Annotated in this window: 16 protein-coding genes; 12 read left to right on the plus strand and 4 right to left on the minus strand. The window is 69.8% G+C overall.

Features of this window, described 5'->3' with window-relative positions:
- Positions 1–27: 27 nt before the first annotated feature.
- From nadA to KXD97_RS21575, 4 genes are read left to right on the plus strand one after another with little or no spacing between them, the layout of a single operon-like run.
- Complete coding sequence (gene nadA / locus KXD97_RS21560; RefSeq protein ID WP_260752261.1) at positions 28–1071, plus strand: quinolinate synthase NadA; 1044 nt, start codon at positions 28–30, stop codon at positions 1069–1071.
- Positions 1068–2639, plus strand: a complete 1572-nt coding sequence (locus KXD97_RS21565) for an L-aspartate oxidase (RefSeq protein ID WP_260752262.1) — start codon at positions 1068–1070, stop codon at positions 2637–2639. The genes nadA and KXD97_RS21565 overlap by 4 nt, the downstream gene beginning before the upstream one ends.
- On the plus strand, positions 2636–3493 hold the full coding sequence (nadC, locus tag KXD97_RS21570) for a carboxylating nicotinate-nucleotide diphosphorylase (RefSeq protein ID WP_260752263.1): 858 nt from the start codon (positions 2636–2638) through the stop codon (positions 3491–3493). Before KXD97_RS21565 ends, nadC begins: the two co-directional genes overlap by 4 nt.
- 3 nt (positions 3494–3496) lie before the next feature.
- Positions 3497–3955 (plus strand): hypothetical protein, encoded by a 459-nt coding sequence (locus KXD97_RS21575; protein ID WP_260752264.1) that lies wholly within the window; start codon positions 3497–3499, stop codon positions 3953–3955.
- Positions 3956–3958: 3 nt separating this feature from the next.
- Here the strand turns inward: KXD97_RS21575 and KXD97_RS21580 are convergent, their stop codons facing one another.
- On the minus strand, positions 3959–4597 hold the full coding sequence (locus KXD97_RS21580; RefSeq protein ID WP_260752265.1) for a LysE family transporter: 639 nt from the start codon (positions 4595–4597) through the stop codon (positions 3959–3961).
- Positions 4598–4620: 23 nt separating this feature from the next.
- The gene (locus KXD97_RS21585; RefSeq protein WP_260752266.1) at positions 4621–5043 is read right to left on the minus strand and encodes a nitroreductase family deazaflavin-dependent oxidoreductase; all 423 of its coding nucleotides are present in this window, start codon (positions 5041–5043) and stop codon (positions 4621–4623) included.
- A 36-nt stretch (positions 5044–5079) separates the two neighbouring features.
- Here KXD97_RS21585 and hisD point away from each other — a divergent pair, with 36 nt between their 5' ends.
- Genes hisD through hisI form a run of 8 tightly spaced genes read left to right on the plus strand, consistent with a single transcriptional unit; the run spans position 5080 to position 11542 of the window.
- Entirely contained in the window at positions 5080–6438 is a 1359-nt protein-coding gene (hisD, locus tag KXD97_RS21590) for a histidinol dehydrogenase (protein WP_260752267.1), read from the plus strand.
- Complete coding sequence (locus KXD97_RS21595; RefSeq protein ID WP_396884538.1) at positions 6435–7550, plus strand: histidinol-phosphate transaminase; 1116 nt, start codon at positions 6435–6437, stop codon at positions 7548–7550. The genes hisD and KXD97_RS21595 overlap by 4 nt, the downstream gene beginning before the upstream one ends.
- On the plus strand, positions 7547–8173 hold the full coding sequence (hisB, locus tag KXD97_RS21600) for an imidazoleglycerol-phosphate dehydratase HisB (protein ID WP_260752268.1): 627 nt from the start codon (positions 7547–7549) through the stop codon (positions 8171–8173). The genes KXD97_RS21595 and hisB overlap by 4 nt, the downstream gene beginning before the upstream one ends.
- Positions 8170–8790: an imidazole glycerol phosphate synthase subunit HisH gene (gene hisH, locus KXD97_RS21605; protein ID WP_260752269.1), complete on the plus strand. Its 621-nt coding sequence runs from the start codon at positions 8170–8172 to the stop codon at positions 8788–8790. Before hisB ends, hisH begins: the two co-directional genes overlap by 4 nt.
- Before the next feature lie 38 nt (positions 8791–8828).
- A complete protein-coding gene (gene priA, locus KXD97_RS21610) occupies positions 8829–9557 on the plus strand; it encodes a bifunctional 1-(5-phosphoribosyl)-5-((5-phosphoribosylamino)methylideneamino)imidazole-4-carboxamide isomerase/phosphoribosylanthranilate isomerase PriA (protein ID WP_260758098.1) in 729 nt (242 codons plus the stop codon).
- Positions 9554–10372, plus strand: a complete 819-nt coding sequence (locus KXD97_RS21615) for an inositol monophosphatase family protein (RefSeq protein ID WP_260752270.1) — start codon at positions 9554–9556, stop codon at positions 10370–10372. The genes priA and KXD97_RS21615 overlap by 4 nt, the downstream gene beginning before the upstream one ends.
- Positions 10369–11163, plus strand: a complete 795-nt coding sequence (gene hisF / locus KXD97_RS21620; protein ID WP_260752271.1) for an imidazole glycerol phosphate synthase subunit HisF — start codon at positions 10369–10371, stop codon at positions 11161–11163. Before KXD97_RS21615 ends, hisF begins: the two co-directional genes overlap by 4 nt.
- A gap of 28 nt (positions 11164–11191) precedes the next feature.
- Positions 11192–11542, plus strand: coding sequence for a phosphoribosyl-AMP cyclohydrolase (gene hisI / locus KXD97_RS21625; protein WP_260752272.1), 351 nt, complete (start codon positions 11192–11194; stop codon positions 11540–11542).
- Here the strand turns inward: hisI and KXD97_RS21630 are convergent.
- Both KXD97_RS21630 and KXD97_RS21635 read right to left on the minus strand, forming a co-directional pair.
- Complete coding sequence (locus KXD97_RS21630; protein ID WP_260752273.1) at positions 11539–12333, minus strand: ABC transporter ATP-binding protein; 795 nt, start codon at positions 12331–12333, stop codon at positions 11539–11541. The two genes, hisI and KXD97_RS21630, sit on opposite strands and share 4 nt — an antisense overlap.
- On the minus strand, positions 12330–12797 hold the full coding sequence (locus KXD97_RS21635) for a peroxiredoxin (protein WP_260752276.1): 468 nt from the start codon (positions 12795–12797) through the stop codon (positions 12330–12332). The genes KXD97_RS21630 and KXD97_RS21635 overlap by 4 nt, the downstream gene beginning before the upstream one ends.
- Positions 12798–12806 lie beyond the last annotated feature (9 nt).

Consider the following 12806-nt stretch of genomic DNA (forward strand, 5'->3'; position numbering starts at 1 on the left):
AACCTCGATGACGTGAAGGAGTCAGCGATGACGGTGCTCGCTGGAAGGCTTGACGCGGAACTGACGGACCGCATCGTGGACGGCCCGGACGGTTTCTCGGGCGTCGACGGGGACGAGGCGTGGGCCGCCGAAGTGCGCCGTCTCCTCGATCTGCGGGGCGCGACGCTGCTGGCGCACAACTACCAGCTGCCCGCAATCCAGGACGTCGCCGACCACGTGGGCGATTCGCTCGCGCTGTCGCGGATCGCCGCGGAGGCCCCCGAGGACACCATCGTGTTCGCCGGCGTCCATTTCATGGCCGAGACGGCCAAGATCCTCTCGCCGGAGAAGACGGTCTTGATCCCGGATCAGCGGGCCGGGTGCTCGCTGGCCGACTCGATCACCGCCGAGGAACTGCGGGCGTGGAAGGCCGAGCACCCCGGTGCGGTGGTGGTGTCCTACGTCAACACCACCGCCGCGGTGAAGGCCGAGACCGACATCTGCTGCACGTCTTCGAACGCCGTAGAGGTCGTGGCCTCGATTCCCGAGGAGCGCGAGGTGCTGTTCTGCCCCGACCAGTTCCTCGGCGCGCACGTCCGGCGGATGACCGGCCGCAAGAACCTGCACGTGTGGGCCGGCGAATGCCATGTGCACGCCGGTATCAACGGTGACGAACTCGCCGACCAGGCGCGCAGCCATCCCGATGCCGAGCTGTTCGTCCATCCTGAATGTGGTTGCGCCACTTCGGCTCTCTACCTCGCCGGCGAGGGCGCCTTCCCCGAGGATCGGGTCAAGATCCTGTCCACCGGTGGCATGCTCGACGCCGCCCGCGAGACCGGGGCCCGCCAGGTGCTGGTGGCCACCGAGGTCGGCATGCTGCACCAGTTGCGGCGCGCCGCACCCGACGTCGACTTCAAGGCCGTCAACGACCGTGCGTCGTGCCGGTACATGAAGATGATCACCCCCGCTGCGATGCTGCGCTGCCTGGTCGAGGGGGCCGACGAGGTCCATGTCGATCTCGACACCGCCCGGCTGGCGCGCGCCAGTGTGCAACGGATGATCGAGATCGGGCAGCCCGGCGGCGGGGAATGACCGCGCCGGGGTGCGGCGGGGCAGGCGTGTGGCGCCAGCGCGCCGACGTCGTCATCGTCGGCACCGGGGTTGCCGGGCTCGCCGCCGCACTGGCGGCGCACCGCCGCGGCCGCAAGGTTGTGCTCCTGAGCAAGGCCGGTGAGACAGCCACCTTCTACGCCCAGGGCGGGATCGCGGTCGTCCTCCCCGACGCCCTGCGGGCAGACGGCGACTCGGTCGACGCCCACGTGGCCGACACGCTGGCCGCCGGCGCCGGGCTGTGTGATCCCGAAACGGTCCGCTCGATCGTCGCCGACGGCTCTCGCGCGGTCTCCGACCTGGTGGATGCCGGCGCCCGTTTCGACGAGACGACCCCCGGGCGGTGGGCGCTGACCCGCGAGGGCGGCCACACCCGGCGGCGCATCATCCACTCGGGAGGCGACGCCACGGGTGCCGAGGTGCAGCGTGCGCTCGACTACGCGGCCTCGACACTGGACATCCGTCGCAACCACGTCGCGTTGGACCTGGTGGTCGACGACAACGCGGTGGCCGGGGTGTCGGTGCTCAGCCCCGACGGGTTCGGCGTCGTGTACGCGCCGTCGGTGATTCTTGCGACGGGCGGTCTGGGGCACCTGTACTCGGCCACCACGAACCCCGACGGCTCGACCGGTGACGGCGTCGCGCTCGCCCTGTGGGCCGGCGTGCCGGTCGCCGACCTCGAGTTCATCCAGTTCCATCCGACCATGCTCTACACCGGCCCGGGCGGTGGTCGGCGTCCGCTGATCACCGAGGCCCTGCGCGGCGAAGGGGCGAAACTGATTGACGCCCGGGGGCGTTCAGTGACAGCAGGGGTGCACCCGATGGGGGACCTGGCGCCGCGTGACGTGGTGACGGCGGCAATCGAGGCGCGGTTGTCCGAGACTGGAAATCCGTGTGTCTATCTCGACGCGCGGGAGGTGGCCGATGTCACGACGCGGTTCCCGACCGTCTACCGGGCGTGCCTGCAGGCGGGAGTCGATCCGGTCCGGCAGCCGATCCCGGTGGTGCCCGGTGCCCATTACAGCTGCGGCGGCGTGGTCACCGACGTGCAGGGGCGCACGCAACTCCCAGGGCTCTTCGCCGCCGGCGAGGTCGCTCGCACCGGCATGCACGGCGCCAATCGGCTCGCCTCCAACAGCCTGCTGGAGGGGTTGGTCGTCGGCGGGCGCGCCGGTCAGGCGGCGGCCACCCACGCCGAGGCGGTCGGGCCCAGCCGGGTGATGGATCCCGCCCCGGCCATCCGGCCCGTCCTGGCGCGCGCCGAGCTGCAGCGGGTGATGACCCGGCACGCGTCGGTGGTGCGCCACGGTGACGGGCTGAGGGAGCTGATCCGCCGGCTCGATACGGCGACGCCGCGCGCGCTTCGGTCGCGGGCGGACTTCGAGGACGCGGCGTTGACCGCGGTCGCCGGCGCGGTGGCGGCCTCGGCCCTGGCGCGCGCCGAAACCCTTGGCTGCCACCACCGTTCGGACTTCCCCGACCCGGATCCGGAGGCGGTCGCCTCGGTAGGCGGGGCGGCCCGGGCCGCGGTGGCGGTGGGATGCCGATGACGCTCACCGACACCGAGCTCACCGAGGCTCGCGCCGTGATCGTGCGCGCGCTCGACGAGGACCTGCGCTACGGACCCGACGTGACGACACTGGCCACCGTGCCCGGCGAGGCGCGCACCACCGCGTCGATGGTGCCCCGCGAACCTGGTGTGGTTGCCGGCCTCGACCTGGCGCTGCTGGTGCTCGACGAAGTGCTCGGCGCCGGCGGGTACCAGGTAAAACACCGGGTCACCGACGGCACCCGGCTGGACTCCGGCGAGGTCGCGCTCGCCGTGGAGGGGCCCACGCAGGGCCTGCTCACAGCGGAGCGCACGATGCTGAACCTGGTGTGCCATCTGTCCGGCGTCGCGACCGCCACGGCGGCCTGGGTCGAGGCGGTGTCCGGCACCAGAGCGCAGATCCGCGACACCCGCAAGACGCTGCCCGGCCTGCGGGCGCTGCAGAAGTATGCGGTACGGGTGGGCGGCGGCACCAATCACCGGCTGGGCCTGGGGGACGCCGCGTTGATCAAGGACAATCACGTCGCCGCCGCCGGTTCGGTCGTCGCTGCGCTGCGCCAAGTACGTTCGGCGGCACCGGATCTGCCGTGTGAGGTGGAGGTGGACTCGCTGGAGCAGCTCGACGAGGTGCTCGCCGAGGATGTGGAACTGGTGCTGCTCGACAATTTCCCGGTGTGGCAGACACAGATCGCGGTGCAGCGCCGTGACGCACGCTCACCGCGCACCAAGCTGGAGTCCTCGGGCGGTCTGGCCTTGGAGAACGCCGCCGACTACGCCGGCACCGGCGTGGATTATCTGGCGGTCGGCGCGCTGACCCACTCGGTGCGGGTGCTCGATCTCGGGTTGGATCTGTAGACCATGAAGGTGTCGCCGGCCGTCGCGATGTTCGCACTCACCACTGCGGTGCTGGCTCTGGGGGTCGCGGTGTGGGCACTGCTGCGCACCGTCGACTCCGGTCCCGACTACACCGACCAGCAGCGCGCCGAGGCCACGGCGGGGATCTGCGCGGCGTTCCACACCGTGCGTACCGGCGTCGCGACCAACACCAACGTCGAAGCGCCGGACGACATCGCCGGTGCGCTGGCGGCCGCGGCCAACGCCCGGGTGTCGCTGTTCGACGGCGGGCAGTACCTGCTGGCGCGGCTGGACCCGGCGACCCCCGGTGACCTGGCTGGGGAGGTGCGCCGGTTCGCCGACCAGTTGATGGACATCGGCGCCGCGGCCACCGCAGGTGTGCCGAACGACGATCCGGCGCAGGCGGCGCGGCTGCAGGACGCCGAGGCGGCCAGCACCGCGATCAGCGGCCGCTGCCGATAGCGGTCAGGCCGGCGCCGGCCCGCGCCGCAGCAGCGACAGCACCACGGCGGCGCCGGCGAACAGCCCGGAGAACAACCGGTTGAGCAGGGTCTGCTGACGCGGGGTGCGCAGCCAGGCCAGCAGGCGCACGGCCAGTCCGCTGTAGAGGCCCATCACCACCATGTCGACGGCGACCATCGTCACGCCGATCGCGATGTACTGCGGCAGCAGCGGCGCGGTCGGCACCACAAACTGCGGCATGACGGCGAGAAAGAACAGCAGACCCTTCGGGTTGGTCGCGTTGACCAAAAAGCCCCGCACCAGCAGCGACCTGCGTCCGCCCGGGACCGCTCGGTCCACCTGCGCGCTCAGGTCGACGGCCGCACTGCGCCACTGCCGCACCGCCAGATAGATCAGGTATGCGACCCCGATCCACTTGATGACGGTGAAGGCGAGGACCGAGTTGGCCACCGCCGCGCCGAGGCCGATCGCGACCAGGGTCAGCTGCAGCATCAGGCCCACCTCGAGGCCGGCGATGCTCCAATAGCCCCGCTTGACGCCGTGCGCCATGCCGGTGGCCATCGACTGAACAGCCCCGGCACCCGGCGACACTGCGATCGCGACCGCCGCGCCGACGAACGCCAGCCACATCTGCCACGTCATGGGATCGAGTGTGGCAGGTCCGGTCAAGCGATATCGGCGACGAAAACCCCCGACCGTTTCGCCAGCATCTGCGCCACCCGCGGCAGCGACGGATCCTCGGTGCCGGCCGGCAACACCCGCGGCCGGACCAGGTGCAGTGTGCTGCGGCCGATCTGGATGTCGGCCTCGCCGGCAGCCAGCACGTTTTTGACCCAGTTCGTCTTGCCGTGCGCCAGCCCGATCGCGAGCACCGAGCCCTTGCGGTACGGCGTGACGATCGTCTCGTAGTCCGTACCCGAGGTGCGGCCTCGGTGCTTGATCACACCGAGTCCCGGCATCCTCTTCGACAGCGGCCGCAACAACGGGTTGATGTACTTGATCTGCAGTTTCTCGAACCACGGCGGGAAGATCATCGGCACGCCGGGCGCGTTGTTCGGGTGGGTGTTCCTGGGTGTCCGCTCGGACATGACGCCTCCGATACCGATTTGTGCAGCTCTGGGACAATGGTCAGCGTGAATGTATCGCCAGGGCTCCTGCGGCGCATCGATCTGCGCGGCACGACATTGTCGGCGGCCCGCCTGCGCTCGGCACTGCCGCGCGGCGGTGTCGACGTCGACACCGTCGTCCCCAAGGTCAGGCCCATCGTCGACGCGGTCGCCGCGCGCGGAACCGACGCCGCACTCGAATACGGCGCCTCCTTCGACGGCGTCCGTCCCGATCGGGTGCGGGTGCCGCAGGACAAACTCGCCACGGCGCTCGCCGTGCTCGATTCCGATGTCCGTGCCGCGCTGGAGGTCGCGATCGAGCGGGCCCGCGCCGTGCACGCCGATCAGCGCCGCACCGACACCACGACCACACTCGCCCCGGGCGCCACCGTGACCGAGCGCTGGGTACCGGTCGAACGGGTCGGGCTCTACGTGCCCGGCGGCAACGCCGTCTATCCGTCCAGCGTAGTGATGAACGTCGTCCCGGCGCAGACCGCGGGGGTGGACTCCCTGGTGATCGCGAGCCCACCCCAGGCGGGGAACACCGAGCCGTTCACGGGGCTGCCGCACCCGACGATCCTGGCAGCGGCCGCGCTGCTCGGCGTCGAGGAGGTGTGGGCCGTCGGCGGCGCCCAGGCCGTCGCGCTGCTGGCCTACGGCGGCACGGACACCGACGGGCAGACCGAACTGGCGCCGGTGGACATGATCACCGGGCCCGGCAACATCTACGTCACCGCCGCCAAGCGCATCTGCCGTTCACAGGTCGGTATCGACGCCGAAGCCGGCCCCACCGAGATCGCGATCCTGGCCGATCACACCGCCGATCCGGTGCACGTTGCGGCGGACCTGATCAGCCAGGCCGAACACGACGAGATGGCCGCCAGCGTGCTGGTCACCGACAGCACTGGGCTGGCCGATGCCACCGACCGTGAGTTGGCGGTGCAGCTGGAGACCACCGTGCACCGCCGACGGGTCACCGCGGCGCTGAGCGGGCAGCAGTCGGCGATCGTGTTGGTCGACGACCTCGACGCCGGGGTGCGCGCCGTGAACGCCTACGCCGCCGAGCACCTCGAGATCCAGACCGTCGAGGCCGCCGGCGTCGCAAGCAGAATCCGTTCTGCCGGCGCGATCTTCGTCGGGCCGTACGCACCGGTAAGTCTGGGTGACTACTGCGCCGGGTCGAACCATGTGCTGCCCACCGCCGGCTGCGCGCGGCATTCCAGCGGACTGTCGGTGCAGACGTTCCTGCGCGGCATCCACGTCGTGGACTACACCGAGGCGGCGCTCAAAGACGTGTCCGGTCACGTGATCACGCTGGCGCAGGCTGAGAACCTGCCGAGCCACGGCGAAGCCGTGCGGCGGAGGTTCGAACGGTGACGAATCCGGTCCCCGGCGCAGCGATCTCCCTCGACGATCTGCCGCTGCGCGACGACCTGCGCGGGAAGTCGCCCTACGGCGCTCCGCAACTGGCGGTTCCGGTGCGGCTGAACACCAACGAGAACCCGCACCCGCCGACGCAGGCCCTGGTCGACGACGTGGCCGAGTCGGTGCGGGCGGTGGCAGCCGAACTGCACCGCTATCCCGACCGCGACGCCCTCGCCCTGCGCACCGACCTCGCCGCCTACCTGACCGCCAAGACCGGCAACCCGGTCGGCGTCGAGAACGTTTGGGCCGCAAATGGTTCCAACGAGATCCTGCAGCAGCTGCTGCAGGCCTTCGGTGGGCCGGGCCGCAGCGCGATCGGTTTCGTGCCGTCGTACTCGATGCACCCGATCATCTCCGACGGCACCCAAACCCGGTGGCTGGTGGCCCACCGCGGCGATGACTTCGGCCTCGACGCCGCGACCGCCGCGACCGCGATCAAGGAGCACCACCCCGACGTCGTGTTCGTCACCAGCCCCAACAACCCGTCTGGACAGAGTGTTTCGCTCGAGGACCTGGTGCTGTTACTCGACGAGATGACCGGCGGCATCATGATCGTCGACGAGGCCTACGGCGAATTCTCCTCGCAGCCCAGCGCGATCCGGCTGATCGAGTCCTATCCGACCAAGCTTGTCGTCAGCCGCACCATGAGCAAGGCGTTCGCGTTCGCCGGCGGCCGGCTCGGCTACCTGGTGGCCGCCCCGGCCGTGATCGACGCGATGCTGCTGGTGCGCCTGCCGTATCATCTGTCGTCGATCACCCAGGCCGCCGCGCGCGCAGCGCTGCGCCACGCCGACGACACCCTGGGCAGTGTCGCGGCGCTGATCGCGGAACGCGAACGGGTGTCCGAGGCGTTGACGGGCATGGGTTTCCGGGTGATTCCCAGCGACGCGAACTTCGTGCTCTTCGGTGAGTTCGCCGACACCCATGCCACCTGGCAGCGGTATCTGGATGACGGCGTACTGATCCGCGACGTCGGCATCCCCGGATACCTGCGCACCACCATCGGCCTGGCCGAAGAAAACGATGCGCTGCTGGCCGTCAGCGCCCGAATAGGAGCACCGTGAGCGAACCGATTCGTCCCGCCCGACGCGCAAGAGTCGAGCGCAAGACCAAAGAGTCCGACATCGTCGTCGAGCTCGACCTCGACGGCACCGGGCAGGTCAGCGTCGACACCGGCGTCCCGTTCTTCGACCATATGCTCACCTCACTGGGCAGCCACGCCAGCTTCGACCTGACGATCAAGGCGGTCGGCGACATCGAGATCGAGGGCCACCACACCATCGAGGACACCGCGATCGTGCTCGGTCAGGCGCTCGCGCAGGCGCTGGGCGACAAGAGGGGCATCCGCCGCTTCGGTGATGCGTTCATTCCGATGGATGAATGCCTGGCCCACGCGGCGGTCGACGTGTCGGGCCGCCCGTACTTCGTGCACACCGGTGAGCCCGACTACATGGTGCAGTTCACCATCGCCGGTTCGGCCGCGCCGTACCACACGGTGGTGAACCGGCACGTCTTCGAATCGCTGGCCTACAACGCCCGCATCGCGCTGCACGTGCGCACCCTCTACGGCCGCGACCCGCACCACATCACCGAGGCCGAGTACAAGGCCGTTGCCCGCGCACTTCGTCAGGCTGTCGAGTACGACCCGCGTGTCACCGGCGTGCCGTCAACCAAAGGCAGCCTGTGACAAAGAACCTCGTCGTCCTGGACTACGGTTCGGGCAATTTGCGCTCCGCGCAGCGCGCGTTGGAACGGGTCGGCGCGCAGGTTGAGGTCACCGCTGATCCCGACGCGGCCGCCAACGCCGACGGCCTGGTGGTGCCCGGCGTCGGCGCGTTCGGGGCATGCATGACGGGGCTGCGCGGGATCGGCGGCGAGAAGATCATCGCCGACCGGGTGTCGGCCGGTCGTCCGGTGCTCGGGGTGTGCGTGGGCATGCAGATCCTGTTCGCCCGCGGTGTGGAGTTCGGAGTGGAGTCGCGCGGGTGCGGGCAGTGGCCCGGCTCGGTGATCCGGCTGGACGCGCCGGTGATCCCGCACATGGGCTGGAACGTCGTCGACGCCCCCGCGGGCAGCGTGCTGTTCAAGGGCATGGACGCCGACACGCGCTTCTACTTCGTGCACTCCTATGCCGCCCAGCAGTGGGAGGGCGATCCCAGCGCGCTGGTGACCTGGGCCACCCACCATGTGCCGTTCCTGGCCGCGGTCGAGGACGGTCCGCTCTCTGCTACGCAGTTCCACCCGGAGAAGAGCGGGGACGCCGGCGCCGAATTACTGTCGAACTGGGTCGGGGCGCTAAGTTGACCGTCGTGAAAAGCGCCGGGGCGAATTCCTCCGCTCGACTGATCCTGCTGCCCGCCGTCGACGTGGTCGAGGGCCGCGCTGTCCGGTTGGTGCAGGGGCAGGCCGGCAGCGAGACCGAGTACGGCTCGGCGCTCGATGCGGCGCTGACGTGGCAGCGCGACGGCGCTGAGTGGATCCATCTGGTCGATCTCGATGCGGCGTTCGGCCGCGGCTCCAACCGCGAACTGCTCGCCGAGGTGGTCGGTCAGCTCGATGTCGCCGTGGAATTGTCCGGCGGGATCCGCGACGACGACTCCCTCGCCGCCGCGTTGGCCACCGGCTGTGCCCGGGTCAACCTGGGCACCGCCGCGCTGGAGAACCCGCAGTGGTGCGCGAAGGTGGTCGCCGAGCACGGCGAGAAGGTCGCGGTCGGCCTCGACGTCAAGATCGACAACGGTCAGTACCGGCTGCGCGGCCGCGGTTGGGAGACCGACGGCGGTGACTTGTGGACGGTGCTGGAACGTCTTGACCTCCAGGGGTGCTCCCGCTTCGTCGTCACCGACGTAACCAAGGACGGCACCCTCAACGGGCCCAACCTGGAGCTGCTGGCCCAGGTCTGCGAACGCACCGACGCGCCGGTGATCGCGTCCGGCGGGGTGTCCAGCCTGGACGACCTGCGCGCCATCGCGACGTTGGCAGACCGGGGCGTCGAAGGCGCGATCGTCGGAAAGGCGCTCTACGCCGGGCGATTCACGCTGCCACAGGCTCTCGACACGGTCCGCGCGTGAGCCCCGGGCCACAGCAGCTCGCTGACCTACTGGACACCGCCGCTGGCGTGCTCGACGCCGCCTCGGCCCAGTTCGTTGCCGGGCACCGCGCCGATTCGGCGGTGGCCAAGAAGGGCAACGACTTCGCCACCGAGATCGACCTGGCGATCGAGCGCCGAGTGGTCGCCGAGCTCACCCGGCTCACCGGGATCGGGGTGCACGGCGAGGAATTCGGCGGCGAGTCGGTGGAGGCCGAATCCGTGTGGGTGCTCGACCCGGTCGACGGCACCTTCAACTACGCGGCTGGATCCCCGATGGCTGCCATCCTGTTGAGCCTGCTGTCAAAGGGCGAGCCTGTGCTCGGCCTGACGTGGCTGCCGTTCATGGGTCAGCGCTACACCGCCATCGCCGGTCAGCCCGTGCACTGCAACGGCGATGCGCTGGACCGGCTCGTACCGGTTGCGCTGGCCGAATCGATGGTGGGCACAGGAACTTTCAATATCGACTCGCGCGGACGCTACCCGGGCCGCTACCGGATCAAGGTGCTGGAGAATTTGAGCCGGGAGTGTTCCCGGATGCGGATGCACGGCGCCACCGGCGTCGACTTCGCTTATGTCGCCACTGGAATCCTCGGTGGTGCGGTCAGTTTCGGTCACCACATCTGGGACCACGCGGCCGGCGTCGCGCTGGTGCGCGCCGCGGGCGGCATCGTGACCGATCTGACGGGGGAGGAATGGACGGCGTCCTCGCCGTCGGCGCTGGCCGCCGCGCCGGGTGTGCACGAAGAGATCCTGGCGCTCGTCCGCGCCGCCGGCGACCCGCAGGACTACCTGTGAAGCCGGCAAGCGACGTCGCGACCCGGGTGATCCCGTGCCTGGACGTCGACGACGGCCGGGTGGTCAAGGGCGTCAACTTCGCCAACCTGCGTGACGCCGGCGACCCGGTCGAACTCGCCGCCGCCTACGACGCCGAAGGCGCCGATGAGTTGACGTTCCTCGATGTCACCGCGTCGTCGTCGGGACGTTCGACGATGCTCGATGTGGTGCGGCGCACCGCCGAGCAGGTGTTCATCCCGCTCACCGTCGGCGGCGGCGTGCGTTCGGTCGCCGATGTCGACGTGCTGTTGCGCGCCGGCGCCGACAAGGTGTCGGTGAACACCGCGGCGATCGCCCGTCCCGAGCTGCTCTCGGAGCTGTCGCGGCAGTTCGGATCGCAGTGCATCGTGCTGTCGGTCGACGCGCGCACCGTGCCGGAGGGGCAGGAAGGGAGTGTGCCCACACCGTCGGGCTGGGAGGTCACCACACACGGCGGCAGGCGCGGCACCGGCCTCGACGCCGTTGAATGGGCCGCGCTCGGGGCCGAACTCGGCGTGGGAGAGATCCTGCTCAATTCGATGGACGCCGACGGCACCAAGGCCGGGTTCGATCTGAAGATGCTGCGCGCGGTACGCGGGGCCGTCACGGTGCCGGTCATCGCCAGCGGCGGGGCCGGTGCCGTGGAGCATTTCGCTCCTGCGGTGTTCGCCGGCGCCGACGCGGTGCTGGCCGCGAGCGTGTTCCACTTCCGGGATCTGACCATCGGTGAGGTGAAGGCGGCGATGAAAGCCGAAGGGATCACCGTGCGATGAGCGCTTGCGCGAAGAGCCGAGGGCCGCGATGAGCGCTCTGGACCCCTCCATCGCGTCGCGGCTCAAGCGAAACGCCGACGGGCTGTTCACCGCGGTGGTGCAGGAACGCGCGACCGGGCAGGTGCTGATGGTCGCCTGGATGAACGACGACGCGTTGGCCCGGACGTTGGAAACCCGTGAGGCGACGTACTTCTCGCGTTCGCGTGGTGAGCAGTGGGTGAAGGGCCTGACCTCCGGGCACACCCAGCACGTGCATTCGGTGCGACTGGACTGCGACGGCGACACCGTGCTGCTCGAAGTCGATCAGGTCGGCTCGGCGTGCCACACCGGTGATCACACCTGCTTCGACGCAGACCTGCTGCTGGCACCTGAGGCCTAGAGGATCCGGGTCGCTTTCGCTCTGGCGGTCCAGCGGCCCTCGTCGTAGCCGACCGACACAGGATGGGCGAACGCCTCCGACACGGTGTCGGTGGTGATGGTCTGGCGGGCGGGCCCACGGGCCACCGCGCGTCCCTCCGCGATCAACAGCGCATGCGTGGTCGTGGTGGGGAGCTCCTCGAGATGGTGTGTGACGAGGATCGACGCGACCTCGGGGTGGGTCTGGTCGAGCGCGTCGAGGGTTTCCAGCAGCTGTTCGCGCGCGGCGACGTCGAGCCCGGTGGAGGGTTCGTCGAGCAGCAGCAACCGCGGTTCGGCGATCAGCGCCCGGGCGATCAGCGTGCGGCCCCGTTCCCCCTGGGACAGGGTGGGCCACACGTCATCGGCTTTGTGGGACAACCCGACCGACGAGATCATCGCCTCCGCGCGGGCGTTCTCCTTCACCGTCGGACTCCACCGCATCGGGGTGTCGATCGTGGCGGTGATGCCGGTCATCACCACCTCGCGGACGGTCAGCGAGTACTGCAGCTGATGGCGCGGGTTCACATGTCCGATGTGGTGACGCAGCTGGGCCAGATCCACCCGGCCCATCTGGTCACCGAGAATGCGCACCGTCCCCGACGTCGGAAACGTCACGGCCGCAGAGAAACCCAGCAGCGTGCTCTTGCCGGCGCCGTTGGGTCCCAGCAGCGCCCAGTGCTCACCGGTGTTCACGGTCAGCGAGATGCCGTCGAGGATCTGCTTGCCGTTGCGCCGGAAGGTCACATCGACGAGCTCCAGCACCGGTGTCATGACCGGTTGCGCAGCGCCTCGAGGGCCTTGTCGGCGTGGGTGTCCATGCTGAACTCGCTGGCGATGACTTCCAGCACGGTACGGTCGGTGTCGATCACGAACGTGGTGCGCTTGACCGGCATGAACTTGCCGAGCAGCCCGCGCTTGACGCCGAACCGTGTGGCGACGGCGCCGTCGTCGTCCGACAGCAGCGGGTAGTCGAACTTCTGCTGCTCGGCGAACGCGGCCTGCTTGGCGACCGGGTCGGCGCTGATGCCCACCCGGCTGGCGCCGACGGCGGCGAACTCGGCTGCCAGATCCCGAAAGTGGCACGCCTCCTTGGTGCATCCCGGTGTCATCGCGGCCGGGTAGAAGAACAGCACCACCGGACCGTCGGCGAGCAGCCCGCTCAGCGTTCTCGGCGCGCCGGTCTGGTCGGGCAGCTCGAAGTCGTCGACCCGATCGCCCGGTTTGAGGGGATTCATGTTCTCAAC

The sequence above is a fragment of the Mycobacterium sp. SMC-8 genome, from assembly GCF_025263565.1.
Taxonomy (GTDB): Bacteria; Actinomycetota; Actinomycetes; order Mycobacteriales; family Mycobacteriaceae; genus Mycobacterium.

Excerpts from the sequence above, each read along its gene's own strand:
- KXD97_RS21575 (WP_260752264.1), top strand. The coding sequence starts at position 3,497 with ATGAAGGTGTCGCCGGCCGTCGCGATGTTCGCACTCACCACTGCGGTG.
- nadA (WP_260752261.1), top strand. The coding sequence starts at position 28 with ATGACGGTGCTCGCTGGAAGGCTTGACGCGGAACTGACGGACCGCATC.
- hisD (WP_260752267.1), top strand. The coding sequence starts at position 5,080 with ATGGTCAGCGTGAATGTATCGCCAGGGCTCCTGCGGCGCATCGATCTG.
- KXD97_RS21630 (WP_260752273.1), bottom strand. The coding sequence starts at position 12,333 with ATGACACCGGTGCTGGAGCTCGTCGATGTGACCTTCCGGCGCAACGGC.
- KXD97_RS21580 (WP_260752265.1), bottom strand. The coding sequence starts at position 4,597 with ATGACGTGGCAGATGTGGCTGGCGTTCGTCGGCGCGGCGGTCGCGATC.
- hisI (WP_260752272.1), top strand. The coding sequence starts at position 11,192 with ATGAGCGCTCTGGACCCCTCCATCGCGTCGCGGCTCAAGCGAAACGCC.
- KXD97_RS21565 (WP_260752262.1), top strand. The coding sequence starts at position 1,068 with ATGACCGCGCCGGGGTGCGGCGGGGCAGGCGTGTGGCGCCAGCGCGCC.
- KXD97_RS21585 (WP_260752266.1), bottom strand. The coding sequence starts at position 5,043 with ATGTCCGAGCGGACACCCAGGAACACCCACCCGAACAACGCGCCCGGC.
- nadC (WP_260752263.1), top strand. The coding sequence starts at position 2,636 with ATGACGCTCACCGACACCGAGCTCACCGAGGCTCGCGCCGTGATCGTG.
- KXD97_RS21635 (WP_260752276.1), bottom strand. The coding sequence starts at position 12,797 with ATGAATCCCCTCAAACCGGGCGATCGGGTCGACGACTTCGAGCTGCCC.